26 protein-coding genes are annotated in these 24,018 nt (G+C 62.7%); 6 read left to right on the top strand and 20 right to left on the bottom strand.

The features are described 5' to 3' along the window. The first annotated feature begins 14 nt into the window (after positions 1 to 14). Complete coding sequence (gene gltA, locus CK230_RS19270) at positions 15 to 1,343, top strand: citrate synthase (protein WP_095818701.1); 1,329 nt, start codon at positions 15 to 17, stop codon at positions 1,341 to 1,343. Between the two features lie 61 nt (positions 1,344 to 1,404). On the opposite strand, the gene lpxB is transcribed toward gltA, so the two are convergent. The 13 genes from lpxB to CK230_RS19205 all read right to left on the bottom strand — a co-directional run bounded on the left by lpxB (position 1,405) and on the right by CK230_RS19205 (position 14,548). Continuing rightward, positions 1,405 to 2,586, bottom strand: a complete 1,182-nt coding sequence (gene lpxB / locus CK230_RS19265; RefSeq protein WP_095818700.1) for a lipid-A-disaccharide synthase — start codon at positions 2,584 to 2,586, stop codon at positions 1,405 to 1,407. Continuing rightward, on the bottom strand, positions 2,576 to 3,493 hold the full coding sequence (lpxI, locus tag CK230_RS19260) for a UDP-2,3-diacylglucosamine diphosphatase LpxI (RefSeq protein WP_095818699.1): 918 nt from the start codon (positions 3,491 to 3,493) through the stop codon (positions 2,576 to 2,578). Before lpxI ends, lpxB begins: the two co-directional genes overlap by 11 nt. Further along, positions 3,480 to 4,313: an acyl-ACP--UDP-N-acetylglucosamine O-acyltransferase gene (gene lpxA / locus CK230_RS19255; RefSeq protein WP_095818748.1), complete on the bottom strand. Its 834-nt coding sequence runs from the start codon at positions 4,311 to 4,313 to the stop codon at positions 3,480 to 3,482. Before lpxA ends, lpxI begins: the two co-directional genes overlap by 14 nt. Before the next feature lie 15 nt (positions 4,314 to 4,328). After that, a complete protein-coding gene (gene fabZ, locus CK230_RS19250) occupies positions 4,329 to 4,790 on the bottom strand; it encodes a 3-hydroxyacyl-ACP dehydratase FabZ (protein ID WP_095818698.1) in 462 nt (153 codons plus the stop codon). After that, positions 4,783 to 5,838, bottom strand: a complete 1,056-nt coding sequence (gene lpxD, locus CK230_RS19245) for a UDP-3-O-(3-hydroxymyristoyl)glucosamine N-acyltransferase (RefSeq protein WP_095818697.1) — start codon at positions 5,836 to 5,838, stop codon at positions 4,783 to 4,785. The genes fabZ and lpxD overlap by 8 nt, the downstream gene beginning before the upstream one ends. A 77-nt stretch (positions 5,839 to 5,915) precedes the next feature. Beyond that, entirely contained in the window at positions 5,916 to 8,279 is a 2,364-nt protein-coding gene (bamA, locus tag CK230_RS19240) for an outer membrane protein assembly factor BamA (RefSeq protein ID WP_095818696.1), read from the bottom strand. A gap of 218 nt (positions 8,280 to 8,497) precedes the next feature. Further along, the gene (gene rseP, locus CK230_RS19235; RefSeq protein WP_095818695.1) at positions 8,498 to 9,640 is read right to left on the bottom strand and encodes an RIP metalloprotease RseP; all 1,143 of its coding nucleotides are present in this window, start codon (positions 9,638 to 9,640) and stop codon (positions 8,498 to 8,500) included. Positions 9,641 to 9,745: 105 nt separating this feature from the next. After that, positions 9,746 to 10,561 (bottom strand): phosphatidate cytidylyltransferase, encoded by an 816-nt coding sequence (locus CK230_RS19230; RefSeq protein ID WP_095818694.1) that lies wholly within the window; start codon positions 10,559 to 10,561, stop codon positions 9,746 to 9,748. 12 nt (positions 10,562 to 10,573) lie between these two features. After that, positions 10,574 to 11,293 carry an isoprenyl transferase gene (locus CK230_RS19225; protein WP_095818693.1) on the bottom strand — a complete coding sequence of 240 codons (720 nt, stop codon included), beginning with the start codon at positions 11,291 to 11,293 and terminating at the stop codon, positions 10,574 to 10,576. A 31-nt stretch (positions 11,294 to 11,324) separates the two neighbouring features. Next, positions 11,325 to 11,879: a ribosome recycling factor gene (gene frr / locus CK230_RS19220; RefSeq protein ID WP_082037291.1), complete on the bottom strand. Its 555-nt coding sequence runs from the start codon at positions 11,877 to 11,879 to the stop codon at positions 11,325 to 11,327. A gap of 89 nt (positions 11,880 to 11,968) precedes the next feature. After that, positions 11,969 to 12,691 carry a UMP kinase gene (gene pyrH / locus CK230_RS19215; RefSeq protein ID WP_095818692.1) on the bottom strand — a complete coding sequence of 241 codons (723 nt, stop codon included), beginning with the start codon at positions 12,689 to 12,691 and terminating at the stop codon, positions 11,969 to 11,971. Positions 12,692 to 12,875: 184 nt separating this feature from the next. Then, a complete protein-coding gene (locus CK230_RS19210) occupies positions 12,876 to 13,985 on the bottom strand; it encodes an aldo/keto reductase (protein ID WP_095818691.1) in 1,110 nt (369 codons plus the stop codon). Positions 13,986 to 14,020: 35 nt separating this feature from the next. Continuing rightward, positions 14,021 to 14,548 carry a nuclear transport factor 2 family protein gene (locus CK230_RS19205; protein WP_095818690.1) on the bottom strand — a complete coding sequence of 176 codons (528 nt, stop codon included), beginning with the start codon at positions 14,546 to 14,548 and terminating at the stop codon, positions 14,021 to 14,023. 114 nt (positions 14,549 to 14,662) lie between these two features. Here CK230_RS19205 and CK230_RS19200 point away from each other — a divergent pair, with 114 nt between their 5' ends. Continuing rightward, entirely contained in the window at positions 14,663 to 15,589 is a 927-nt protein-coding gene (locus tag CK230_RS19200) for a LysR family transcriptional regulator (RefSeq protein WP_095818689.1), read from the top strand. 51 nt (positions 15,590 to 15,640) lie between these two features. Here the strand turns inward: CK230_RS19200 and tsf are convergent, their stop codons facing one another. From tsf to CK230_RS19175, 5 genes are all read right to left on the bottom strand, one after another. Then, complete coding sequence (gene tsf / locus CK230_RS19195) at positions 15,641 to 16,561, bottom strand: translation elongation factor Ts (RefSeq protein WP_095818688.1); 921 nt, start codon at positions 16,559 to 16,561, stop codon at positions 15,641 to 15,643. Between the two features lie 121 nt (positions 16,562 to 16,682). Next, positions 16,683 to 17,462 carry a 30S ribosomal protein S2 gene (gene rpsB, locus CK230_RS19190; RefSeq protein WP_040994986.1) on the bottom strand — a complete coding sequence of 260 codons (780 nt, stop codon included), beginning with the start codon at positions 17,460 to 17,462 and terminating at the stop codon, positions 16,683 to 16,685. A 176-nt stretch (positions 17,463 to 17,638) separates the two neighbouring features. Further along, positions 17,639 to 18,250: a LysE family translocator gene (locus CK230_RS19185; protein ID WP_095818687.1), complete on the bottom strand. Its 612-nt coding sequence runs from the start codon at positions 18,248 to 18,250 to the stop codon at positions 17,639 to 17,641. Next, a complete protein-coding gene (locus tag CK230_RS19180; RefSeq protein ID WP_095818686.1) occupies positions 18,247 to 18,525 on the bottom strand; it encodes a DUF4031 domain-containing protein in 279 nt (92 codons plus the stop codon). Before CK230_RS19180 ends, CK230_RS19185 begins: the two co-directional genes overlap by 4 nt. An 82-nt stretch (positions 18,526 to 18,607) precedes the next feature. Continuing rightward, the gene (locus CK230_RS19175) at positions 18,608 to 19,438 is read right to left on the bottom strand and encodes a cell envelope integrity EipB family protein (RefSeq protein ID WP_095818685.1); all 831 of its coding nucleotides are present in this window, start codon (positions 19,436 to 19,438) and stop codon (positions 18,608 to 18,610) included. A 139-nt stretch (positions 19,439 to 19,577) separates the two neighbouring features. Here CK230_RS19175 and CK230_RS19170 point away from each other — a divergent pair, with 139 nt between their 5' ends. The 4 genes from CK230_RS19170 (at position 19,578) to CK230_RS19155 (ending at position 22,741) form a co-directional block, all read left to right on the top strand. Next, positions 19,578 to 20,042 carry a RidA family protein gene (locus CK230_RS19170; protein WP_095818684.1) on the top strand — a complete coding sequence of 155 codons (465 nt, stop codon included), beginning with the start codon at positions 19,578 to 19,580 and terminating at the stop codon, positions 20,040 to 20,042. Positions 20,043 to 20,050: 8 nt separating this feature from the next. Next, positions 20,051 to 20,779: a glycerophosphodiester phosphodiesterase gene (locus CK230_RS19165; RefSeq protein WP_095818747.1), complete on the top strand. Its 729-nt coding sequence runs from the start codon at positions 20,051 to 20,053 to the stop codon at positions 20,777 to 20,779. Positions 20,780 to 20,948: 169 nt separating this feature from the next. Next, the gene (locus CK230_RS19160; RefSeq protein WP_095818683.1) at positions 20,949 to 22,163 is read left to right on the top strand and encodes a GNAT family N-acetyltransferase; all 1,215 of its coding nucleotides are present in this window, start codon (positions 20,949 to 20,951) and stop codon (positions 22,161 to 22,163) included. A 149-nt stretch (positions 22,164 to 22,312) separates the two neighbouring features. After that, positions 22,313 to 22,741 (top strand): HIT domain-containing protein, encoded by a 429-nt coding sequence (locus CK230_RS19155; RefSeq protein WP_095818682.1) that lies wholly within the window; start codon positions 22,313 to 22,315, stop codon positions 22,739 to 22,741. A 12-nt stretch (positions 22,742 to 22,753) separates the two neighbouring features. Here the strand turns inward: CK230_RS19155 and CK230_RS19150 are convergent, their stop codons facing one another. Both CK230_RS19150 and CK230_RS19145 read right to left on the bottom strand, forming a co-directional pair. Further along, positions 22,754 to 23,104 (bottom strand): AzlD domain-containing protein, encoded by a 351-nt coding sequence (locus tag CK230_RS19150; protein WP_095818681.1) that lies wholly within the window; start codon positions 23,102 to 23,104, stop codon positions 22,754 to 22,756. Next, positions 23,101 to 23,838: an AzlC family ABC transporter permease gene (locus CK230_RS19145; RefSeq protein ID WP_095818680.1), complete on the bottom strand. Its 738-nt coding sequence runs from the start codon at positions 23,836 to 23,838 to the stop codon at positions 23,101 to 23,103. The genes CK230_RS19150 and CK230_RS19145 overlap by 4 nt, the downstream gene beginning before the upstream one ends. Between the last annotated feature and the right edge of the window lie 180 nt (positions 23,839 to 24,018).

The following is a 24,018-nucleotide window of genomic DNA, read 5'->3' as shown; positions in this document are numbered from 1 at the left end:
AAAGGAGTTTGGGAATGAGCGAAGCTGCGACAAAACTGGAACCGAGCGGCAAGGCGCATGAGTCGACCGCCAGGCTCGAACTCGCCGGCAAGACCCATGAATTCAAGGTGCGAAGCGGGTCGACCGGGCCTGACGTGATCGATATCGGCGCGCTCTACAGCACGACCGGCGCCTTCACCTACGATCCCGGCTTCACGTCTACGGCGAGCTGCGAGTCGGCGATCACCTTCATTGACGGCGATGCCGGCATCCTGCTGCATCGCGGCTATCCGATCGACCAGCTTGCCGAACATGGCGACTTCCTCGAGGTCTGCTATCTGCTGCTCTACGGTGAACTGCCGACCAAGGCGCAGAAGGAGGATTTCGACTATCGCGTGACGCGCCACACCATGGTGCATGAGCAGATGTCGCGCTTCTTCACCGGCTTCCGCCGCGACGCGCACCCGATGGCCGTGATGTGCGGCGTGGTTGGCGCGCTGTCGGCCTTCTATCACGACTCGACCGACATCTCGGATCCTTACCAGCGCATGGTCGCCTCCATGCGCCTGATCGCCAAGATGCCGACCATCGCGGCGATGGCCTACAAATACCATATCGGCCAGCCCTTCATTTATCCGAAGAACGAGCTGAACTTCGCGGCCAATTTCCTCCACATGTGCTTTGCCGTGCCTTGCGAGGAGTACAAGATCAATCCGGTGCTGGCGCGCGCGATGGAGCGTATCTTCATCCTGCACGCTGACCATGAGCAAAACGCCTCGACCTCGACGGTCCGCCTCGCCGGCTCGTCAGGCGCCAACCCCTTCGCCTGCATCGCCGCCGGCATCGCTTGCCTATGGGGTCCGGCGCATGGCGGCGCCAACGAAGCGGCGCTCAACATGTTGGGCGAGATCGGCCATGTCGATCACATCCCGGAGTTCATCGCCCGCGCCAAGGACAAGAACGATCCGTTCCGGCTGATGGGCTTCGGCCACCGCGTCTACAAGAACTACGATCCGCGCGCCAAGATCATGCAGAAGACCGCGCATGAGGTGTTGGGCGAGCTCGGCATCAAGGACGATCCGCTGCTCGACATCGCGATGGAACTGGAGAAGATCGCGCTGACCGACGCTTACTTCATCGAAAAGAAGCTCTACCCGAACGTCGACTTCTATTCCGGCATCACGCTGAAGGCGCTGGGCTTCCCCACCACCATGTTCACCGTGCTGTTCGCGGTTGCCCGCACGGTCGGCTGGATCGCCCAGTGGAAGGAAATGATCGAGGATCCGCACCAGAAGATCGGCCGTCCGCGCCAGCTCTACACCGGCGCCACGGAACGCGATTACGTGCCGATTGCTAAGCGTTGAGTGAGTGGTGAAAAAGTTAGTAGTTAGTAGTGAGCTATCGCTCCAAACTACTCACTACTGACTACTCCCTATTCGCTCTCTTGATACACCCCATCACCACCTCGGCGGCGATATCGCCGCTCGGCCGCTCGGTTGCCATGCGCCGGGCAATTTCGGCAAAGCCAGCCTTTTGCCAGGCACGCATGCCGGTGTCGCCAAACAGGGCCTCAAGTTGCCGGGCAAGGTTCTCCGGCCGGACATACTGATCGTAGAATTCCGGAACCAGCGTGCGGTCGGAAATCAGGTTGGGCAACAGGGCCGACCAAGTCGTCACCATATGCTGCAGCAGCTGGCGCGCAATCGGGTCGAGCTTGTAGCAGGAAACCATCGGAACGCCGGCAAGCGCCAACTCGAGCGACACCGTTCCCGACGCGATCAATGCCGCATCGGCCTTGCCGAAGGCCTGCCATTTGCGCTCCGGCTCGGTGATGATTTCCGGCTTGTCGTCCCAACTGGCGACCGAAGCCTTCACCAGCTCGGTGACATGCGGCACCGTCGGCAACAACAGGCGCAGGCGATGGCCGCGTTGGCGCAGCGCCGACATCGCCTTGCCGAAGGGTTCCATCAGCCGGCGGACCTCGCTGCGGCGCGAGCCGGGCAGCACCAGCACCGTCTTGACGCGGGCGTCGGAGAGGTCGCGCGGCTGGCTCTGCGCCTTGGCGGCGCTAAGCACGCCCGGATCCCGCGTCAGGCGGTGACCGACATAGGTGCCCGGTGGTCCGCCGAGCCGGGCAAGCGCCTTCACCTCGAACGGCAGGATGCACAAGATATGGTCGACATAGGGTTTCATCGCCACCGCCCTGCCCGGCCGCCAGGCCCATACGCTCGGGCAGACATAGTGGACGATCGGGATGGACGGTGCCACGGCGCGGACCTTCCTGGCGACGCGCAGCGAAAAATCCGGACTGTCGATGGTGACGAGGCAGTCAGGCCGCTCGGTCGCGATCATCGCCGCCGTCTGGCGGATCCGGCGCATCAGCCGCGGCAGGTCGCGCAGCACCGCGCTGAAACCCATCAGCGCGATCTCTCCGCCGTCGAACAGTGGGGTCAGCCCCAATTGCTGCAGGTGCCGGCCACCGATGCCGACAAGCTGAACCTTGCGGCCGGTCGTACGCTCGAGCGCCCGCACGATATCGACGCCGAGTAGATCGCCGGATTCCTCCCCGGCGACGATCGCGAGCTTGAGCGGCTTGTCAGCGGCCATCAGCCGGCTCCCCGTTGACCAGCTCCTTTGCTGGCAGGCCGACGATGAACAGGCCGAGCGCATTGGCGCGCGCCAGCGTTTCCGGACCTTGGAGAATGAGCGAACGGCCGGCCTCGACGGCTATGCCGGCAAGGCCCGCCGCATGCGCAGCCTCGATCGTCTGCGGGCCGATGGAGGGCAAGTCCGCCCGCAATTCCTGACCCGGCTTGGCGCATTTGACCAGCACGCCGCGCGTCTTGCCGGCGAGCCTGCCATGGATGCGCAATTCGCGCATTCTGTCGAGCAGGCCGGCGGTCCCTTCAATGCCTTCGAGGGCGACCGCTCGACCTCCAACAGCAATCGCTGCCTGGCCGATATCCAGCGCGCCGATCGCCTTCGCCGCAGCCCGCGCCGCCTCGATGTCACGCCAGTCGGATTTGCGCGGCTCCGCCTTGGTCAGCGGGCCGCCGCCCGCAAGCAGTTCAGGCACGATCTCGTGCGCTCCGACGACCTTGATGCCCCGCTTTTCCAGAAAGCGCGTCAGGATCTTCAGCAAGCCATCGTCGCCGCGCGCCAGTCCCATGACCACGGTAGGCACGACGGCCAGCAGGCCAAGGCTCGGCCGCATGCCAGTCAATTTCGGCCTGCGCCTGATCTCGCCGGCCAGCACGAGATGGCTGATCCGTTTGCGCTTTAGCAGCGGGACCAGCGAGCCGAAGTCTTCGAGAGCAAGCTTCTCGGTTTCATAAGCGGCGAGATCCGACTTGCGGTCGACTTCGCCCTCGGCCGCGATGATGACAGGCGGGTACCCTTGCTTTGCCAAGCTCGCGGCGACTTCCACCGGCAGACTGCCGCCGCCGGCGATGATGCCGATCCTGGCGCCCGGCGCGAGGTTTAGCTTCGTCCCGGCCGCCTCAGCCTTCGTCATCTGCATCGTCGCCGCCACCCTTCAGCGGCGGGACCGCATAGTGCCGCTTGCCGCCGCTGGCGATGAAGTCGATCATCTTCATGGCGGCCGGAGACGAGGAGCCTAATTCCGCCCTGGCGAGATCGATATTCTCCGCGACGCTGCGGGAACGGTCGAAAATCAACCGGTAAACCTTGCGCAGCAGGTAGATTTCGGAGCGCGGCAGGCCGGAACGCTTCAGTCCAACGATGTTCAGGCCGCGCAGCTTGGCGCGATTGCCGGCGGCAATCGCATAGGGAATGACATCGCCGACAACCGCCGAGCAGCCGCCGATGAATGCGTTGTCGCCAATGCGCACGAACTGGTGAACGGCGGTCAGCCCGCCGATATAGACGTTGTCGCCTATCTCGCAATGGCCGCCGAGCGTCGCGCCATTGGCGAAAGTCGCGTTCTTGCCGACGACGCAATCATGGGCGATGTGGGCATAGGCAAGGAAATTGCCGTTGTCGCCGACACTCGTCTCGCCGCGGCTGGAATCGGTGCCGACATGCATCGTGACGGCTTCGCGGATGGTACAGTTCTCACCGATGACGAGCGTGGTGTGCCCGCCCTTGTGCTTGGTGTTCTGCGGCGGCGCGCCGAGCGTCGCCATCGGATAGACCTTTGTTTCGGCTCCGATGGTTGTTGCGCCCATCACCGACACATGGCTGACCAGCTCGACGCGGTCGCCGATGATCGCATCGGCGCTGATATGGCAGAAGGGTCCGATGCGGACGCCCTCGCCGAGCCGGGCTCCTTCTTCGACGACCGAGGAAGGATGGATAAATGTCGCGACTTTCATGAGCATTTCGAACCGTCAGCCGGTAACCATCATGGCCGAAACCTCGGCTTCTGCCGCCTTCGCGCCATCAACCATCGCCTCGCAGGCGAATTTCAGCAGGTTACCGCGTTTCTTGATCTTCTTGACATGGATCCTGAGCTGATCGCCCGGAACCACCGGTTTGCGGAATTTCGCGTTGTCGATGGTCATGAAATAAACCAGCGACGGCTTTTCCGTGTTGAGGCTACGGATGCAGATCGCGCCGGCGGTCTGGGCCATCGCCTCGATGATGAGCACGCCGGGCATGACCGGCTGTTGCGGAAAGTGGCCCTGGAAATGCGGCTCGTTGATGGTCACGTTCTTGATGCCGACGGCGGATTCGTCGCCGTCGATGTCGACGATGCGATCGATCAGCAGGAACGGATAGCGGTGCGGCAGGAGCTTCATCAGCCCCATGATGTCGACCGCCTCGAGTGTCGTTGCCACCATATCAGCCATTTCCGTCGCCTTGCTTGCGCGTCCTGGCCATCTTGCGCAGCATCGCTATCTCGCGCATGGCTTCCGCCATCGGCTGTGCCGGATAGCCTCCCCAGATCTCGCCTGCCGGCACGTTGTTCATGAATCCACTTCTCGCAGCAAGCTTGGCCCCCGGCCCGATGGTCAAATGATCGGCGAGGCCGACACCGCCACCCATGGTGACGTTGTCGCCGACGACGACGGAACCGGAAATACCCGAAAGGCCCGCTATAATGCAATTGCGGCCGATGCGAACATTGTGGGCGATCTGCACCAGATTGTCGATCTTGGTGCCTTGGCCGATGATGGTATCGGACATCGCGCCGCGGTCGACGGTCGAATTGGAGCCGATCTCGACGTCGTCCTGGATGATGACGCGACCGATCTGCGGCACGCGTTCAGGTCCCTTGGCGCCGCCCACGAAGCCGAAACCGTCCTGGCCGATCCTTGCGCCGCCATGGATGATGACACGATTGCCGACAAGCGCATATTGGATGCTGGCGCCCGGACCGACGAACCCGTCGCGGCCGATCTGGCAGGAGCGGCCAACAACGGCGTGAGGCGCGATGACCGTGCCGCTGCCGATGGATACGCCGGGACCGATCACGGCGCCCGCTTCGACGATCGCCCCTTCCTCGATATGTGCGGACGGATCGACAAAGGCATGCGCCGAGACGCCGGTTTCTCCGGTCATTGGCCCCGGAGTTGCGGCGTGCGGAAACAAAAGGCGCCCGACCATCGCGAAAGCCTGTTGCGGGCGAGGATGCATAAGCACCGCGACCCCTGGCGGTGCCTTGCTGGCAAAATCAGGGGGGCACAGGACCGCGGCCGCCCTCAGCGACTGCATCAGCACGAAATTGCGCTTGCCGTCGACAAAGACGAGCGCGCCATCCCCGCCCTCATTCGCCGGAGCCAGCGCCTCGATGGCAATTTCGGCCTGAGCGGAATCGGCCAAGCTGGCGCCGGTCAGATTCGCGACTTCGCCAGCCGTATACCGGCGTGAAGGCGCGAAGAACACCGGATCGGTCATTCCAGAAGCAATATCCAGCTGGGTCGGATCAGTCCAGTCCGGGCCGTCAGCCGGCCCGGAACCATCGCAACCACAAATTAGAAACGGGTCGCGATGCCGAAGTTGAATTCCTGCACATCGTCGGTCGACTCTTTCTTGACCGGGATCGCATAGTCGATGCGGATTGGGCCGAACGGCGAAGCCCACATCAGGCCGACACCGACCGAAGCGCGCAGTTTCGAGCCGACCGAGTCCGGATCGACGCCCTCAAGCTTGTTGCCATAAAGCGTAGCCGCATCCGCAAAGACGGCACCACGCAGTCCGAAGCTTTCCGGAATGACTGGCAGCGGGAACTGAGCTTCCGCGGAGGCATTGAAATAAGTCGTGCCGCCGAGATGGTCACCGCTGCCATCACCAGCAACTGGACCGATGCCACCATACTCAAAGCCGCGGATCATGCGATCGTTGCTCTGGAAGAGATCGAAGATACGCAGATCGCCATTGCCGTAACCAGCAATGTAGCCCGCGCCGCCCGAAACCAGACCTACGAGATCAAGCTGTTCGGACAACGTCTGGTAGACGCTTGCGCGCCCGGTCACCTTGACCCACTTGGCATCGCCGCCCAAACCGGCGAACTCGGTCGTGCCGGTGACATAAAGGCCTTCATGCGGATTCTTCATGTCGTCGATGGTGTTGTAAACCAGACCTAGGCCGACCGACGACTTGAGCCAAGGGCTTTCTGCCACACCATCGCGAACCGCCTGGGAGATGGTACACTTGGTTGGATCGTAGATCCCGTTGGTCGTGCAATTGTCCTCAAGCGAGTACTTCTCTTGCGAGATATTGTACGCCAGCTGTGTCGAAATGCTGTCGGTAATCGGCAGGCCGAACCGAACGGTCGCGCCGGTGGTGTCCGTGTCGTAGTGGTCGTACTCCCGCGTCGATTTGTAGATATCGAAACCTGCCGCGATGCGCCGACCGAGGAAGTAAGGCTCGGTAAAGGAGACGGCGTAGTCGCGCGAATGCCTGCCGCCGCCTGCCGACAGCTTGATGTACTGGCCACGGCCAAGGAAGTTGCGTTCGGTGACCGAACCCTCGACCGACGGGCCGGGCGTGTCGCCACCGGTCGAATAGCCGGCGCCGATGGAGAACTCGCCGGTCGACTTCTCGACCACGGTCACGACCAGCACGACCTGGTCGGGCGCCGAGCCAGGAACCGTCGAAATGTCGACAGACTGGAAGTAATCAAGGCTTTCCAGTCGCTTCTTCGCGCGCTGGATGAGAACCTGGTTGAAGGCATCACCCTCGCTGACATCGAATTCGCGACGGATGACATAGTCGCGCGTGCGGTCGTTGCCGCGGATCTCGATGCGCTCGATATAGGCCTTGGTGCCTTGGTCGATGGTGTAGACGACCGAAATGGTGTGATTCTCGAAATTGCGATCGCCGCGCGGCGTCACCTGGGCGAAGGCATAGCCCGAGCCCGCTACCTTCTCGGTCAAGGCGACGATCGAATCCTCGACATCCTTGGCGTTGTAGACATCGCCCTTGTGGGTTTCGACGGCGGATTCCAGCGCCTTTGAATCGACCTCCGGAATGGTGCTTTCCACGCTGACGTCGCCGAACGTGTAGCGATCGCCTTCCTGCACCGTGATGGTGACCGTGTATTTGTTGGTGGCGTCGTCAAGCTCGCCGACGGCCGAGACGACCTGGAAGTCGGCATAGCCATGATTGTAGTAGAAGCGGCGCAGCAGCTCCTGGTCGGCGCGCAGCTTGTCCTCGTCATAGACGTCGTCGCGCAGCACGAAGGACAGCCAGGACGAACGCTTGGTGTTGATGATATCGGACAGGCGGCGGCTGGAATAAGCGTGGTTGCCGACGAAATTGATCGCCGCGATCTGCGTGCGGCCGCCTTCGTTGATGTTGAAGACCACGTTCACGCGATTGTCGCCGAGATCCATGATCTGCGTTGTCACGGCGGCATCGTCACGGCCGATTCTCTTGTATGCCGCCTTGACCGCCTCGACGTCGGCATCGAGCGTTTGCTGTGAGAAGGTCGCCCGCGGCTTCAGTTGGATACCCATCTGAAGCGCGTTATCCTTGATCTTCTTGTTGCCCTGGAACAGGACCTGATTGACGACCTTGTACTCCGAGACCTTGACGACCAGGCTCGAACCGACCTGGTTGATCTGAACGTCCGAAAACAGCCCAGTGCCGAACAACGCCTTGACGGCTTCGTCGATATCGGAACTGGAGAAGGGCTTGCCCGGCTTGATCGAGATGTAATTGCGGATGGTCTCCGCATCGACCCGCTGGTTGCCGCTGACCTCGACACGCGAAATGACCGCGGCCTCGGCCACCGAGGTGGCAGCGAACTGCACTGCGAGCGCGCCTGGCACGACCAGAGCGGCGGACAAAGCCGCCGCGGAAGCGGCGCTCAGAAACTTGGATGCTGCCTTCATCGGGCTTTTGTACCTTTTTCTCGTAGTCCCCACGGCGAGAAAACCGGACGTGCGGTATTTTCCCTTACCGTATTAACCGGATTTTCCCTACACGCAAGGCTCCCGGTTAATTTGTATTTACTTAACCGTACCGCGTGGCTTTCGCGTCACGCATATCCCCACGCATGGTAAACGGCATCTCAATATGGGCGGGGCTGAAGCCAAATTTCTTCATGATTTCAGCACCCAAACAGATCATTCCAAAAAACGAAGCCCATGAAGCCGAGCACCAGGAACAGCCCTGTCCGATAGGCCATCTCCATCATTCGCTCCGAAACGGGCCGCCTTATGACGGCCTCCACGCCGTAGAACAACAGGTGGCCGCCGTCGAGGGGGGGAATCGGCAGGAGATTGAGAAATCCTATCCCGACTGACAGAAATGCAACAAGCTGCACCAGCCACTCGAAGCCCAGCTTTGCCGCCTGACCGGACATCTTGGCGATCTTGATCGGGCCGCCCAACTGGCATTTGTCCTCGCGTCCAAGCGCAAAGCGCTGCAGGAACTGACCGGTGCGCTCGATCACATGGCCGGTTTCCTCGACCGCCGCCACCACGGCGCCGGCCGGCGTATAGGAGATCAAACGTGGCTGGCCGAGTTCGGCATTGTTGACGACGCCGATAACCGCGACCTTGACCTTGTTGCCCAGCGCATCCTGCTGCTCCATGGGCTCCGGTGTCGCCGTGACGGCGATTTCCTTGCCGTCGCGCAGCATGGTGAAGGTGATGGCATCGCCTGCCCTGCCTGAAACCAGGCGCTGCACATCGGCGAAGGTCTCCACCTTGCTGCCGTCGACTTTGACGAATCGGTCGCCGGGCAGGATTCCGGCTTTCTCAGCCGGACTGCCCGCGGTGACCTGGGCCACCGTAGGTTCCAGAACCGGACGGCCATAGAGGGAAAACAGCACCGCAAACACGGCGATCGTCAGCAGGAAATTGAACAGCGGCCCCGCAACGACGGTGGCGGCGCGCTTCCATATGGGCTGCGTGTGGAAGGCGACCTCGCGCTCGGCGTCGGTCAGCGATTCGATCTCTTCGGCGCTCGGCTGGCTCGACGTCGCATTCATGTCGCCGACGAATTTGACGTAGCCGCCGAGCGGAATGGCGCAAAGCTTCCAGCGCGTCCCGTGGCGATCGTTAAAGCCGACGAGCTCGGGGCCGAAACCAATGGAAAAGGCCTTCACGCCGATGCCGCACCAGCGGCCGATGAGATAGTGGCCCATCTCGTGGACGAACACGACGACGGTCAGCACGAACAGAAACGGCACGAGCGTGCCAAGGACGAAGCCTTGCGTGCTGAAGACCGCGTGAAAAATGTCGTTCAAGTCATGCCCTCAAATTCGCCCGCACACGACACTCCGCCGCGACTGTGGCATCAATCCGGGCGAAACCGTGGCGCGCGCCATTTTTCGCCTTGACCGTATCGTCGTTCAGTTCGGAAACAGCCCCAATGCCGGATGCTCGGCGCCCGCCGCGACCCAACCAATGACGTACAGCGCGAACGCGGCCGCGACAAGCCCGTCGACCCGGTCCATGATGCCGCCATGACCGGGAATGAGGTTGCTCGAATCCTTGGCACCGTGCCGGCGCTTGACCCAGGATTCGAACAGATCGCCGATCTGGGAAACGATTGAGAGCGCCAGCGCGGCGAGGCCAAGCTGGACGAGATCGCCGGCGCCGGCTGCAATTGCCAGCAGCAGTCCGGCGGCAACCCCTCCGACGGCACCGCCAAGCGCGCCGCTCTGCGTCTTGCCGGGCGAAATCGACGGCGCAAGTTTCGGGCCGCCGACCGCGCGGCCAACGAAATAGGCCGCAATATCGGTCGCCCAAACCACGGCGAAAAGGAAGAGAATCGCTATCAGGCCGGAATGGCTGCCGTCGCGCAGATAGGCGAGCGAAAAGCCGGAAAGAGCCGCATAAGCCACTCCGGAAGCTTCCCACTGGGCAGCCCCCCTGATCCGGGCGGCAGTGGCCGTGACCGCCACAAGGATCACGACGAGGAGCAGCAGCCATAAGGCCGGAACGCCGGCAATCAGCGCGCCGATGAAGACCAAAATCAGCGCCTCCGGCAGGAAGCCGAGCGCCGCGCCATTCCCGGGACGCGCCATGCGCGTCCATTCATAGAAGATCAGCGCCGTGATTCCCGCGCAGAACAGCCGGAACGGCAATCCGCCGAGCCAGGTAAGCACAAGCGTCAGCGCCGCCATCACGATTGCCGAGATGACGCGCTGCTGGAGGTTGCTCATGCGTAGCGGCGCCTAAAGCGCGACATCGCGGGCGGCAAGCCCGCCGAAGCGCCGTTCGCGGCCGGCAAAGTCGCGCAAGGCATCGGCGAGATGTTCGCGACTGAAATCCGGCCAGTAGCAAGGCAGGAAGACGAGCTCGCTATAGGCGGCCTGCCACAGGAGGAAGTTCGACAACCTGAGCTCGCCGCTGGTCCTGATCACCAGTTCGGGATCGGGAATGTCCTTTGTGTCGAGCGACGCCGCGAAACTCTCCGCCGTGATCGCCTCGCTTGCCATGTCGCCGCGCGCGACAGCTTCTGCCAGCTTGCGGGCGGTACGCACGATCTCGTCGCGGCCGCCATAGTTGAAGGCGATCACCAACGTCAGCGCCTCATTGCCGGCGGTCAGCGATTCGGCCTCTTGCAGCAGGCCCCTGATGTCAGGCTGCAGCCCTTGCTTGTCGCCAATTATCCTCACCCGCACCCCGTTCTGATGCAGTTCGGCAAGATCGCGGCGGATGAACAGCTTCAACAGACCCATGAGGTCGCTGACCTCGGATTTCGGCCGCGACCAGTTCTCCGAGGAAAAGGCGTAGACCGTCAGATAGGAAATGCCGAGCTCCGGTGCGGCGCGCACCGTCTTGCGCAGGGCCTCGACGCCGGCGCGATGCCCGGCAAGGCGCGGCAGGCCGCGCGCCTTGGCCCAGCGTCCGTTTCCATCCATGATGATCGCGACATGCGCGGGCGTTGCCATTAATCTCGCTTTCGAGCCGGAAAACCCGACCCTAAACCTGCATGATTTCAGCTTCCTTATCGGAAAGCAGGTGATCGATCGTGCTGATCATCTCGTCGGTCAGCTTCTGAACCTGGTCGGAGCGTTTGCGCTGGTCGTCCTCGCTGATGGTGCCGTCCTTCTCAGCCTTCTTGAGGAAATCCATGCCGTCGCGGCGGACATGGCGCACCGCGACGCGCGCGTTCTCGGCGTAACCATGCGAGATCTTGACCAGTTCCTTGCGGCGCTGCTCGTTGAGCTCTGGCAGCGGAATCCGAAGCGTGGTGCCGTCTACGATCGGGTTGAATCCCAGATTGGCCTCGCGGATGGCGCGGTCCACCGCGCTGACCATCGACTTGTCCCAGACCGACACCGAAATCATGCGCGGCTCCGGCACGGACACGTTGGCCACCTGGTTGATCGGCATCGCCGTGCCGTAGGCCTGCACCTGGACGGCGTCGAGCAGGTTGCTGGAGGCCCGGCCGGTGCGTAGCGAAGCCAGGTCGTGCTTGAATGCGGCGATCGCTCCGTCCATGCGTCGCTTCAGATCTTCGTACTCGCCACTCATGATCATCTCCTCGACCCGTTCGCCGGGTTCACTGCTTCTGTCGTTATTCGTCGGCGGTTCCGCAATCGTTTGACGGATCCGGGCGCCTGCTACTTGTCCGTGACGACCGTGCAGTGGCCGCCGCCCCTCAGAATATCGCCGAAACCACCTTTTTCGTGGATCGAATAGACGATTATCGGAATGTTGTTTTCGCGCGCAAGTGCAATCGCTGCCGTATCCATGATCGCAAGCCCGCGTTTGATGACTTCGGCATGGCTGATGCGGTCGAAGCGGACCGCATTCGGGTCCTTCTTGGGATCGGCCGAATAGACGCCGTCGACCTGCGTGCCCTTGAACAGCGCATCCGCACCGATCTCGGCGGCGCGAAGCGCGGCGGCCGAATCGGTGGTGAAGAACGGATTGCCGGTACCGCCGGCGAAGATGACGACCTTGCCTTGGTTCATATAGGCGGTCGCCTGGCGCTGGGAAAAGCTCTCGCAGAGCTCCGGCATGGCGATCGCCGACAGCACGACGGCGTCGACGCCGATCTTGTTCAGCGAGGTGCGCAGCGCCAGCGAGTTGATGACGGTGGCGAGCATGCCCATGTGGTCGCCGGTGACGCGGTCGCCGCCCTTGGAGGCGACGGCGACGCCACGAAAAATATTGCCGCCGCCGATGACGACGCCCACTTCCACGCCCAGCGCGCGCGCCTCGGCGATGTCGGCGGCGATGCGGTCGACCACCGAGACGTCGATGCCGAAATGCTGCTCGCCCATCAACGCTTCGCCGGAAGCTTTCAGCACGACACGTCGATAGAGGGGCTTATCCATCATCTTGATCCTCGAAAATCTCGGCGCGGCAATTTTGGAGGCAAAACCGCCCCCGCTTCACCTGGCGATGCTGTCATGACTGGCTGACCCGATACACGAAGGGCGCGGCGATGTCACGCCGCGCCCTCGTGCAAAATCCCAGGCTTTTTCGGTCAGTTGCCGTCTTTTGATCTTTGCCCTTTTTCAATCAGTCGCTTGAGATGCTGACCGCTTCCCCTTCGATCATGACCGCGGGCGAATAGCCGGCCGGCTTGTCGCCGGTGACCGCGCCGCCGGTCACCCGCACCTGGATCTCGGAGCCGAAATAGGAATGCGGGAACGGCGCCGGCGTGGCGCTGACCTTTTCCAGCCGCGCGCGAAGCCCTGCGGGGATCGAAAAATCGAGCGCGCCAAGATTGTCCTCGATCTGGGCGAGCTTGGTCGCTCCGAGGATGACGGAGGCGACGCCGGGCCGCGTCGCCACCCAGTTGAGCGCGACCTGCGCCATGCTGCGGCCGAGCTCGGCCGCCACCTTCTCGAGCTCCGCCACGATCGCCCAGTTGCGGTCGCTGAACTTCTGGAAGCCGGGATGCGTGGTGTTGCGGAAGCCGTCGAGCCGCCCGGCATTACCGTCCTGTGTCGGTTTGTATTTTCCGCTGAGCAGGCCGCTGGCTAAAGGGCTCCACACCATGATGCCCGCGCCATGACGGGTGGCGAAAGGCACATATTCATGTTCGATCGCGCGCTCGGCGAGCGAGTATTCGAGCTGCAGCGCCGAGACCGGCTCATAGCCGCGCAGTTCGGCGATCGCCTGGGCGCGGCCGGCATACCAGGCCGGCACGTCGGAAAGGCCGATATGGCGCACCTTGCCGGCGCGTACGAGATCGTCCAACGTACGAAGCACCTCCTCGGCCGGGGTGATCCTGTCCCAGACATGCAGAAGGTAAAGGTCGATATAGTCGGTGCCGAGCCGCTTCAACGAGGCATCCACCGCGCGCATGATGTTCTTGCGGCCATTACCGCCGGCATTTGGGTTGCCTGGTTCCGCGTTGAAGGTGAATTTGGTGGCGATCACCGCCTTGTCGCGAAGGCCATGCTCGGCGACGAACTCGCCGAGCCAAGTTTCGGCCGTGCCGCCGGTATAGAGATCGGCGGTGTCGATGAAGTTGCCGCCTGCCTCGACATAGGCGTCGAATATGGCGCGGGCGGTGTCCCTGTCCGCGCCCCAGCCCCACTCGGTGCCGAAGGTCATGGTGCCGAGCGCCAGCCGGCTGACGCGCAACCCGGTGTTGCCAAGGGTGTAATAGGTCATGCTCATGGTGCTTCCGATCCTTGTCCGATGGCGGCTCCGTGTTACTGGCCAGGCGTCGCCTTGATCCAGGGGTTGCCGCGCTCATGCGTCATGCGGAAGGTGAAGCCATCGACTTTCCAGCCGGCGGCCGAGCGCGACAGATGGTGCTCATAGGTGCCCCAGACCTCCCAGAGCGGGTCGCCATTGCCTTCCATGCGGTTCCAGGCATAGCCATTGGAATGAACGGTCGCGGCATTGGCCTCGAGCACGACCTGATGGTTGGTGCGCAAATGCAGGCTGGTCTTGCTGCCCTTGAGGTTGCCCGCCCAGGCGCCGATCAGGTCGTCGGACGCGATATTGGCCGCGGGCTGACCAGACAGGCTGCTGAAATCGGCGGTGACGCGATCGGCGAAATAGCTGCGGGCGAGCTTCCAGTCCTGTGCATCCACCGCCCGGTCGATGGCGTCGGCGATGCGGATCACCGCGCGCTCGTCGGCAAGCGCCTGCCAACCGGCCAGTTCGGCGCCGCCGGCATCGACCGGCGCCAATGCCACGCCCGCTGCAAAGGTTACATGTCTCAACGTGTTCATTTCGTCTCTCCTTGAGCATCAGCCCGCCGCCGATGTTTCGAGGAGAATGTGGACCAGCCTGCAGGCAACGATAAGATTGCATTGTTTGCAAAGACCATGCGATACCATTCATGAATGGATCGCGATTTGCTCACACATTTGCCGGTCGTCGTCGCCGTGGCACGGCGCGGCGGCTTTGCGCTTGCCGCGGCTGAGCTCGGCATGAGCCCATCCGCCGTGAGCCATGCGGTGCGGCTGGTGGAAGAGCGCATCGGCCAGCCGCTCTTTGCCCGCACGACACGCAGCGTCTCGCTGACCGAGGCCGGCAAAGCGCTGGTGGAGACCGCGGTCCCAGCGCTCCAGGACATTGCCGAGCGGATGGACCGCATCCGCGGCGTGAAGGGAAGGCCGGCTGGCCTGCTCAGGATCAACGCCTCCAACATAGCGATCCCCCTGGCGGTGACGCCGGTGGTCGCGGCCATGGCAGAACGCTACCCCGACGTGACGGTCGAGATCATTGCCGACCAGGGACTTATCGATATTGTCGGCGAAGGTTTCGATGCCGGCATCCGGCTGGGCGAGATGATCGCGCAGGACATGGTCACCGTCAGGATGACACCGCCGTTCAAAGCCGTGATCGTCGCCTCTCCCGCCTATGTCGGAAAGCACGGCCGTCCGCGCAACGTGACCGATCTCGCCAATCACAACTGCATCGGCTACCGGCTGGTCCGATCCGGCGCACTTTACCGCTGGGACCTGAACGACAAAGGCAAGGATGTCGTTGTCGAAACGCGCGGCACGGCCATCGTCACGGATTCGCTTGGCGCCATCGATCTGGCGCTGGCCGGCGTCGGGCTCGCCTACGTCTTCGAGCCGCTGGTGCGTGCCGACCTTGCCGCCGGCCGCCTCGTCCACATCCTGCCGCAGACGGCGATCGAGGAGCCAGGCCTCTTCCTCTATTTCCCGCGCCGCGCTTCGATGGCGCCGAAGCTCAGGGCCTTTATCGACACCGCGCAAGAAATCGGCCGGGCATCCATGCGGACACCCGGCCGAGTTGCCTGAGCTCGTGAGCTCTTCACCTTAAGGAAGCGCCGCGCGCTCCCCGGATCGGAGCTATTTCTTGACCGCTGCCGCGACTTCCGCCGCGAAATCGGTTGTTTCCTTCTCGATGCCCTCGCCCAGCGCGTAACGCAGATAGGCGGTGATCTTGGCCGGAGCGCCGATCTCCTTCTCGGCATCCTTCAGCGCCTTCTCGACGGTGATGTCGGGATTGAGCACGAAGGCCTGCTTCAAAAGCACCACCTCTTCATAGAACTTGCGCAGGCGGCCCTCGACCATCTTCTCGATAATCGCTTCCGGCTTGCCGGACTGGCGCGCCTGGTCGGAGAAGATCGCCTTCTCGCGCTCGACCAGCGCCGGATCGACTTCCTCGGCGCTCAGCGCGACCGGGTTGCTGGCGGCGACATGCATCGCGACCTGGCGGGCAAAGGCGTTGGCGGCGTGCTCGTTGCCGGTGGTCTCGATCGCCACCAGCACGCCGAGCTTGCCGAGGCCATCGGCAACCGCGTTGTGGACATAGGTCGCCACCGCGCCATGCGGCACGGTGAGCTTCGCCGAACGGCGGAAGCCCATGTTCTCGCCGATGGTGCCGACCGCGTCCTTGATGGTGTCGGTGACCGACTTGTCGGAGCCCGGATACTTGGCAGCAGCCACCGCCTCGGTCGCGCCGCAGGCGAGCGCCACCTTGGCGACGTTGGCGACGATCTCCTGGAAGGCCGCATTGCGGGCAACGAAGTCGGTCTCGGAATTGACTTCGACGACCGCGGCTTCACGAACGCCGGAATCGACGCCGATCAGGCCCTCGGCGGCGGTGCGGCCGGCCTTCTTGTCGGCCTTCGAGATGCCCTTCTTGCGCAGCCAGTCGACGGCCGCTTCCATGTCGCCGTTGGTCTCGTTCAACGCCGCCTTGCAGTCCATCATGCCCGCGCCGGTCAAGTCGCGGAGTTCTTTGACCTGTGCAGCCGAAATCGTCATTGTCGCCTCTTTGTTTCAAATGCGCCGACGCACCAACCGGGACTCGGGTGATGCGCTCGGCAAAAGCGCTTTAGCGCGCCAACTTATTGGAAAGATGAAGGCCGGGATCCGGCCTTCCTTATCAAGCTTCCGGAGCTTCCGCGGCCGGGGTGTCGAGCGCCGGCTCGACCGGAGCCTCGGCCGAAGCGCCGATGTCGACGCCGAGCGCACCCTGCTGGCGGGCGATGCCGTCGATGGCGGCCTTGGCGATCAGGTCGCAATAGAGCTGGATGGCGCGGGCCGCGTCGTCATTGCCGGGGATCGGGAAGTCGATCTTGTCCGGGTCGCAGTTCGAATCGATGATGGCCACGACCGGAATGCCGAGGCGCTTGGCCTCGAGGATGGCGATCGCTTCCTTGTTGGTGTCGATGACGAACATCAGGTCCGGCGTCGAGCCCATGTCCTTGATGCCGCCGAGAGCCTTGTTGAGCTTCTCGCGCTCGCGGTCGAGGTTCAGGCGCTCCTTCTTGGTGAGGCCCTGGGCCTCGCCGGCCAGCGTCTCGTCGAGCTTGCGCAGGCGCTGGATCGAGTTCGAGATCGTCTTCCAGTTGGTCAGCATGCCGCCCAGCCAACGCGAGTTGACATAGTACTGAGCCGAACGCTGCGCGGCGTCGGCGACGATATCGGACGCCTGGCGCTTGGTGCCGACGAACAGCACGCGGCCGCCCTTGGCGACGGTGTCGGACACCTGCTTCAGGGCCTGGTGCAGCAGCGGCACCGTCTGCGACAGGTCGATGATGTGGATGTTGTTGCGGGCGCCATAGATGTAGGGCGCCATCTTCGGGTTCCAGCGATGGGTCTGGTGGCCGAAGTGAACACCAGCTTCCAAAAGCTGGCGCATGCTGAAATCTGGCAGAGCCATTCTTTAGTTCCTTTCCGGTTGGCCTCCACGGACACAGGCATTTCGGACGGAATGTCCTGATGCCACCGGAGGTTTCAGCCGGATTTCTCCCGGGCAGACACCAAAGTCCGTGTGTGGAATGAGCGCGCATATAGAGGGGAAGTCCGGCAAACGCAAGCCGTGCATCGCTGCGCGGCTCAACGTGCGGCAATCAGCGCACCGGTGCCGATCATCGCGCCGCCGGCGAACCTGTTCATCAGGCGCATGCGCCTCGGGGTGTTGAACCAGCCAGCTGCCCGGCCGGCCATCGCGGCGTAGATGCCCATGGTGATGACATTCACGCTGATCACGACAAGCACCACCAGCAGGCCATCGGCGAAGGTCATGGTATCGAGGTTCAAGATTAATGGCATGATGGAGGCGTGGAACAGGATCGCCTTCGGATTACCGAGCGCAATGGAAGCACCGAGAACGAAAGACCGCGACAGCCGCGCCTGCGACCGAGGAGATTCGTCCGGTTGTTTGGCGGCGCCTCGCCACATCCTGATCCCGAGAAAGACGAGGTAAGCGGCGCCTGCGTATTTTAGGAGAAGAAAAATCCATTCGAACGTCTGGGCAAGCGCCACCAGTCCGAGCAGAGCCAGGGTGACCAGCACGGCGTCGCCCGCGGCGACGCCGACACCGGTCATGAACGCCCGGCCGAAGCCGCGCGACAAACCGTTGGTGATGACCGCGAACATCGCCGGCCCAGGCGTGGCGGCTGCCAATGTGATTGCGACACAATAGGCCAGGAACGCCGTCACCGTCATCGTCTCACCTTCCCATTCGGCACCCGCACACGGTGGAAGACTGCCACGATTTCCTCGCGGCTGCATTCGACGGCCCCTAGCCGCACCGCACGGTCGCGCTCGAAGCCGGTTATATCGTAGTGCGGCGCCGACGTCTTGGGCGGCCCCTGGTATGACGAGCGTTTGATGCCGAGTTCGGCAGCGAAGCGATGCAGTTCATCGACCTCGTCGGCAAGCAGGTGACACCAGCGGTGGCCGGCCCATTTCCAGATCGCCGCATCGACATAGACCACCATCAGGCTCGCCGCACTTGGTAAGCTTCACACATGGCGTCTTGAGGCCGGGCCCACAAGCCGGGTCGCCGATCGTCGGGAATCGCTATTTCGAAGCCGGGCAAGGCTTGGTCTGGTCGAACAGCGACAGGTTCACCAGCTTGCCGGTCATCGAGAAGTCGCCATAGTCCATGACAAGGTCGCGGGTGATCCCGTTCTCGTGCAGCTTGAAGCTGATCCGGTATTCCGGCACCTCTTCGCCGCTTTTGTCGGTATCGTCGAAATAGGCGATGTCCACCGGCCAGTATTTGTCGGAAGCGAGATTGGCCAGCGCCGGCGCTTCTGGATCCGTCTTTTCCGCGTCCGTCTTCTTGCCGACGACAACGGTGGTGGCCATCACCTTGTTGGCGTCCTCAGAGCCATCGAACAGGTTGGTCTGATAGAAATTCTCGCCCTTTTCGGCCTTGCCGATCAGCTCGACCAGATGCTGGGTCGGGAACTGCGTGGCCGCAAGCTCAAGGCTGTTCTTCTCCGGCTTGTCGATATCGACCTTGAGGCCCTTCGCTTCCCTGGTGGCAACCCCCTTCACCTCTTTGTCGAGGTTCTGGTCGACGAAGGATTTCGTCACGAAGGAAAAGGTCTTGCCTTCGGCATCCTCGAAAGTCGTCGTTTGCTGGTCGGTGAGCCTAGTGTTGTCGTTGGTCACGATCTGGGTGACGAAGCGGAACTTGACCGTGTAGCCCTCGCAGGCGGAGCCATTGAACTCGTAGACCATGCGACCGGTGATGCCGGTAATGCCCGAGCGATCGGAGGCCTTGTTGAGCGTGAGATCGTAGACGGCGCGATGAGCCTGCAGCGCGGGCACCGCAAAGGCCGGCGCCATTGGGAATGCCGCAGAAAGACAGGCAGCGGCAAGAAAAAGGCGCGTTGCGCGCATACGTTGCTCCGATCGTGGCGGCCGCGAGGCAGGCCGCAGGGAAAGATGGTCCAGCTTAAAAAAAGTCGTGGCGGAAGCGAGGCAAAAATAGCAATTTCGGCCCGGCCAACGCGGCGCCTTCCAGCAATAGGGAAAACCAATGAGCGAAACAATCGAAAAGCGGCTAAGCGATCTGGGCGTCACCATTCCGGCCGCCGCCGCGCCCGCCGCCAACTACGTGCCCTATTGCCGGACCGGCAACACGCTGTTCACCGCCGGCCAGCTGCCGCTGAAGGACGGCAAGCTGCAGGCAAGCGGGCTGCTCGGCCGCGACATCGACACGGCGGGAGGCAAGGAAGGCGCCAGATTCTGCGCCATCAACATCCTGGCGCAGGCCAAGGCAGCCCTCGGCGATCTCGAGAAGATCCGGCGTCTGGTCAAGATCACCGTCTTCGTCGCTTCGGCACCTGATTTCGTCGAGCAGCATCTTGTCGCCAACGGCGCCTCCGACTTCCTGGTCGCGGCGCTCGGCGAGCGCGGCAAGCACGCCCGCTCCGCCGTCGGTACCGCCTCGCTGCCGCTCAACGCCGCGGTCGAGATTGAAGCGATCTTCGAAGTCGAGTGATGCCCAACATGACGGATCTTTCCTGGCTGATTGCACGCCCTGTCGCGCATCGCGGCTTCCACGACATGAACAAGACCCGCTGGGAGAACACACTGTCGGCCTTCGCCGCGGCGGCCGAGCGCGGCTACGCCATCGAATGCGACGTCCACATCTCGGCCGACGGCGTTCCGATCATCATCCACGACAATGACCTTAAGCGCCTGACCGGCGAGGACGGGTTCATTTGGCAGCGCACTGCGGCGGAACTGACGTCGCTGAAGGTGGGCGGCACCAAGGACCATCTGCCGACGCTGCAAGAAGCGCTCGACCTCATCGACGGCCGCGTGCCGCTGGTGGTCGAGCTGAAAGGCGTTCCCGGCCATGACGCGGGGCTAGTGGCAAGCGTCGGCCGGCTGCTCAAGCGCTACACGGGCAAGGTGGCGATCATGTCGTTCGACCACTGGCTGATCCGCGACTTCGCCAACGAAGCGCCCGGCATCCCCGGAGGGCTGACTGCTTACGGCACGGAGAACCAGTTGATCGAAGCTCATTTCGCCATGCTCGCGCATGACCTTGCGTTCACCTCCTACGCCGCCGGCGACCTGCCCAACCCCTTTGTCAGCTTCGTGCGCGAAAAGCTTAAGATGCCTGTCATCACCTGGACGGTGCATGACCAGCCAGCGGTCGACCTCACATTCAAATATGCCGATCAGATGACCTTCGAGGGTTTCGAGCCAGACCTGGTGAAGATCGCCTAGAGCCGGATGATTTCAGGTCGAAGCGACCTGAAATCGGATCCGCCTCTAAATTAATCAAAGAGAGAGCATGATGTCGTCCGAAAAACCGCTTCACACTTTTCGGCATCATGCTCTAGGCGGTGCCTGAAACGTGACTTGTAGCAGCCCTGAGGACGCTTAAATAAGCCGCATGGATCAAGGCGACGACGACGATGGACGGGCAGCGAACGCGGACTATGCGATCCGCGTTGCGGCAGGCATCGGCGCCTTCAGCTGCGAGGAATGGGACGGCTTTGCCGGAACCACACGTGGCGATAAAGAAAACGGTTACAACCCGCTGGTTTCATTCGCCTTTCTGAGCGCCTTGGAAGATTCCGGCTGTGCTGTCCGGCGCACTGGCTGGCAGGGCCATCACCTGCGGCTGGAAACGGCGCAGGGCAGGCTTCTCGGCGCTGTCCCTTGTTATCTCAAATCGCACAGCCAGGGTGAATATGTCTTCGACCATGGCTGGTCCGACGCCTTCGAACGCGCAGGCGGCCGCTACTATCCCAAGCTGCAATGCTCTGTGCCGTTCACGCCGGTCACCGGCCCTCGCCTATTGGTCAGCAAAGGCGAGGAGGCGGGCGCAGTGAAGGCCGGCCTCGCCGAAGGCCTGAAGCTCGTGACCGACAAGCTCGGCGTCTCTTCCGCGCATGTCACCTTCGCCAGCGAGCCCGACGTCGCGACACTGGAAGCGGCGGGCTTCCTGCATCGCACCGACCAGCAGTTCCATTTCTTCAACGAAGGCTTTTCGGCCTATGACGACTTCCTCGCCACGCTTGCTTCGCGCAAGCGCAAGGCGATGAAGAAGGAGCGCCGCGAGGCGCTGGCCGACGGCATCTCGATCGACTGGCTGACCGGCAAGGACATCACCGAAAGCGCCTGGGACGATTTCTTCGCCTTCTACATGGACACTGGCGGCCGCAAATGGGGCCGGCCCTATCTCAATCGGCAGTTCTTCTCGCTGATCGGCGAGCGCATGGCCGACGACATCCTTCTGGTGATGGCAAAGCGCAACGGCCGCTATATCGCCGGCGCCATCAACTTCATCGGTTCCGACGCGCTCTACGGCCGCAACTGGGGCTGCATCGAGGATCACCCCTTCCTGCATTTCGAGGTCTGCTATCACCAGGCCATCGACTTCGCCATCGACCGCAAGCTCAAAGTGGTGGAGGCAGGCGCACAGGGCGAGCATAAGCTGGCGCGCGGCTACCGGCCGGTGACCATGCATTCGGCGCACTACATTTCGCATCCCGACTTGCGCAACGCCGTCGCCGACTATCTCAGGCGCGAGCGGCGCGAGGTCGAGCGCATGGGCGAATATCTCGAAGAGCACACGCCCTTCCGCAAGGACCTCGGGGAATAAGGTCTCGCGGTCAGTGGCTTCCCGCAAATGCCGGCGCTCATGCAATAGCAGGGAGTACGTCGTGGGCATCGTCGATCTCGCCTGAACGCCTTGCCGCCTATCCGCGGCTTCGCTACACCGGACGGCGAATGCAATTGGGAGTGTCACCCATGGCCGAAGCCTATGATCCCGGCAACATCTTCGCGAAAATCCTGCGCGGCGAGATCCCCTCGCACCGCGTCTATGAGGACGACGCGGTCGTCGCCTTCATGGATGTGATGCCGCAAGGCACGGGCCACACGCTGGTCGTGCCGAAGGCGCCGTCGCGCAACATCCTCGACGCCGATCCGACAACGTTCGCCCCGCTGTTTGCGGTCGTGCAGAAGGTGGCGGTGGCGGTGAAAAAGGCTTTCGATGCCGATGGCGTCACCATCATGCAGTTCAACGAGCCGGCTTCCGGGCAGACCGTCTACCATCTACATGTCCACGTCGTGCCGCGCTTCGAAGGCGTGCCGCTGAAGCCGCATTCCGGGCAGATGGAGAAGCCAGAGGTGCTGGCCGAGAATGCCGGCAAGGTCCGGGCGGCTCTGGCGGGCTGAGATGGGGCGAAATCAAAAGCCCAGATAAAGTCCCGCCAGCAGCAGAAACTCGGCTGTGGCGATGCCGACGACCATGCGCTTTCCCGACACCAGATAGGCGACGAAACCCAGGGCCACCGCCCCAATCCTCAAGCCAAGCGAAGTGTGCGCAAGCGCGCCGCCTGGAAAGACAATCAGGTTGCCGATGACGGCGGCAACAAGCGCCGTCGCCATGGTGCGAACCAGTACCAACAGGTCTGAATCTTCGGAAAGCTTGCCGCCAAGATAGACACCGAGGAAGCGCCAGATATCCGTCGCGGCGAAACCGGCGACGAGAATGAACATGTATGGCCACCACCAGGCGCCGCTAGAAAAGTAACTCACGCCACGCGCACCTTGCGCCGCCGTAAGTGCAAGCCATAGGCCACCGTGCCGCCGATCAGTCCGGCAACCAGCAAATCGATCTGCGGCAACACTATGTGGAAGACCGGTCCGAGGACGAGGCCCAGGACCATTGCCACATGCCCTGCCCGTTCGCGTGCGGACCCCCACAACGAGGTCAGGAAATACATCGGCGTCAACATCAGCAACGCCGCCGAAACGGCGGACGGCAGCGCATCCGCCACTGCATAGACGACGGTCACGACGATGACATTCGTCGTCACCAGCGTGCCGCCGAGGCCGGTATAGTAAGTCGTACGCATGTGAGGCGGGACGCGCTTGAGGCGCTCCATGGCCAGCACCCAGGAGGTCACGGCCACGAAATGCGCCAGGAGATAGAGCACGCATTGCCGGGTTTTCCCGGCGCGCATCTCGGGTGCTAGCGCCATCACCATCGGCATCAAACGTATGGCGGACAACGTAACGGCGAACATCGCCGCCGGCAGCGCCGCTCCCGATGCGATTGCGCCCACCAGCACGACCATCGATGGCAGCGCCCACACCGTTCCGGTCATGAAAGCGGCCTGTACGACCGTGACCCCGGCGTCTTTCGCCAAGGCGGCAAAGCCAATGAACGAGCTGATGAGGATCAGGCCAGGCAGGGAAAAGGCCGCGCGGACACCACGCAGGAACCAGGTGGAACGAGGCGTTGTGGCGTCCGAGGTCCAAGTCGACATGTGCCGGCCATAGCATGCGCGGCCATAGGATGCGACCGCACCGAAAGCGGCGCATCGTCTTCCATTGATCCAGGAAAATCTATTGGCGGTTGGAGGACATCGGCTACGCGGGCAGCCACAAATCCTGCCCGAAAGCGCCGGCAAGATCCGTGCGGCATTTCCACGTTTTTCCTCGCAACA

This window comes from Mesorhizobium sp. WSM3859, from assembly GCF_002295065.1.
Lineage (GTDB): Bacteria > Pseudomonadota > Alphaproteobacteria > Rhizobiales > Rhizobiaceae > Mesorhizobium.
Note: the sequence above shows the minus strand (reverse complement) of the source record. Positions and strands in the feature narration are given on the sequence as shown.

Bases quoted from the DNA above. Each gene is read 5' to 3' on its own strand.
- pyrH (WP_095818692.1), bottom strand. From the start codon at position 12,691: ATGATGGATAAGCCCCTCTATCGACGTGTCGTGCTGAAAGCTTCCGGC.
- lpxD (WP_095818697.1), bottom strand. From the start codon at position 5,838: ATGACCGATCCGGTGTTCTTCGCGCCTTCACGCCGGTATACGGCTGGC.
- CK230_RS19185 (WP_095818687.1), bottom strand. From the start codon at position 18,250: ATGACGGTGACGGCGTTCCTGGCCTATTGTGTCGCAATCACATTGGCA.
- CK230_RS19170 (WP_095818684.1), top strand. From the start codon at position 19,578: ATGAGCGAAACAATCGAAAAGCGGCTAAGCGATCTGGGCGTCACCATT.
- rpsB (WP_040994986.1), bottom strand. From the start codon at position 17,462: ATGGCTCTGCCAGATTTCAGCATGCGCCAGCTTTTGGAAGCTGGTGTT.
- CK230_RS19205 (WP_095818690.1), bottom strand. From the start codon at position 14,548: ATGAACACGTTGAGACATGTAACCTTTGCAGCGGGCGTGGCATTGGCG.
- CK230_RS19155 (WP_095818682.1), top strand. From the start codon at position 22,313: ATGGCCGAAGCCTATGATCCCGGCAACATCTTCGCGAAAATCCTGCGC.
- lpxB (WP_095818700.1), bottom strand. From the start codon at position 2,586: ATGGCCGCTGACAAGCCGCTCAAGCTCGCGATCGTCGCCGGGGAGGAA.
- CK230_RS19230 (WP_095818694.1), bottom strand. From the start codon at position 10,561: ATGAGCAACCTCCAGCAGCGCGTCATCTCGGCAATCGTGATGGCGGCG.
- CK230_RS19175 (WP_095818685.1), bottom strand. From the start codon at position 19,438: ATGCGCGCAACGCGCCTTTTTCTTGCCGCTGCCTGTCTTTCTGCGGCA.
- lpxA (WP_095818748.1), bottom strand. From the start codon at position 4,313: ATGAAAGTCGCGACATTTATCCATCCTTCCTCGGTCGTCGAAGAAGGA.
- gltA (WP_095818701.1), top strand. From the start codon at position 15: ATGAGCGAAGCTGCGACAAAACTGGAACCGAGCGGCAAGGCGCATGAG.
- frr (WP_082037291.1), bottom strand. From the start codon at position 11,879: ATGAGTGGCGAGTACGAAGATCTGAAGCGACGCATGGACGGAGCGATC.
- CK230_RS19165 (WP_095818747.1), top strand. From the start codon at position 20,051: ATGACGGATCTTTCCTGGCTGATTGCACGCCCTGTCGCGCATCGCGGC.
- CK230_RS19225 (WP_095818693.1), bottom strand. From the start codon at position 11,293: ATGGCAACGCCCGCGCATGTCGCGATCATCATGGATGGAAACGGACGC.
- lpxI (WP_095818699.1), bottom strand. From the start codon at position 3,493: ATGACGAAGGCTGAGGCGGCCGGGACGAAGCTAAACCTCGCGCCGGGC.
- CK230_RS19180 (WP_095818686.1), bottom strand. From the start codon at position 18,525: ATGGTGGTCTATGTCGATGCGGCGATCTGGAAATGGGCCGGCCACCGC.
- tsf (WP_095818688.1), bottom strand. From the start codon at position 16,561: ATGACGATTTCGGCTGCACAGGTCAAAGAACTCCGCGACTTGACCGGC.
- CK230_RS19160 (WP_095818683.1), top strand. From the start codon at position 20,949: ATGGATCAAGGCGACGACGACGATGGACGGGCAGCGAACGCGGACTAT.
- CK230_RS19145 (WP_095818680.1), bottom strand. From the start codon at position 23,838: ATGTCGACTTGGACCTCGGACGCCACAACGCCTCGTTCCACCTGGTTC.
- CK230_RS19200 (WP_095818689.1), top strand. From the start codon at position 14,663: ATGGATCGCGATTTGCTCACACATTTGCCGGTCGTCGTCGCCGTGGCA.
- CK230_RS19210 (WP_095818691.1), bottom strand. From the start codon at position 13,985: ATGAGCATGACCTATTACACCCTTGGCAACACCGGGTTGCGCGTCAGC.
- fabZ (WP_095818698.1), bottom strand. From the start codon at position 4,790: ATGGCTGATATGGTGGCAACGACACTCGAGGCGGTCGACATCATGGGG.
- bamA (WP_095818696.1), bottom strand. From the start codon at position 8,279: ATGAAGGCAGCATCCAAGTTTCTGAGCGCCGCTTCCGCGGCGGCTTTG.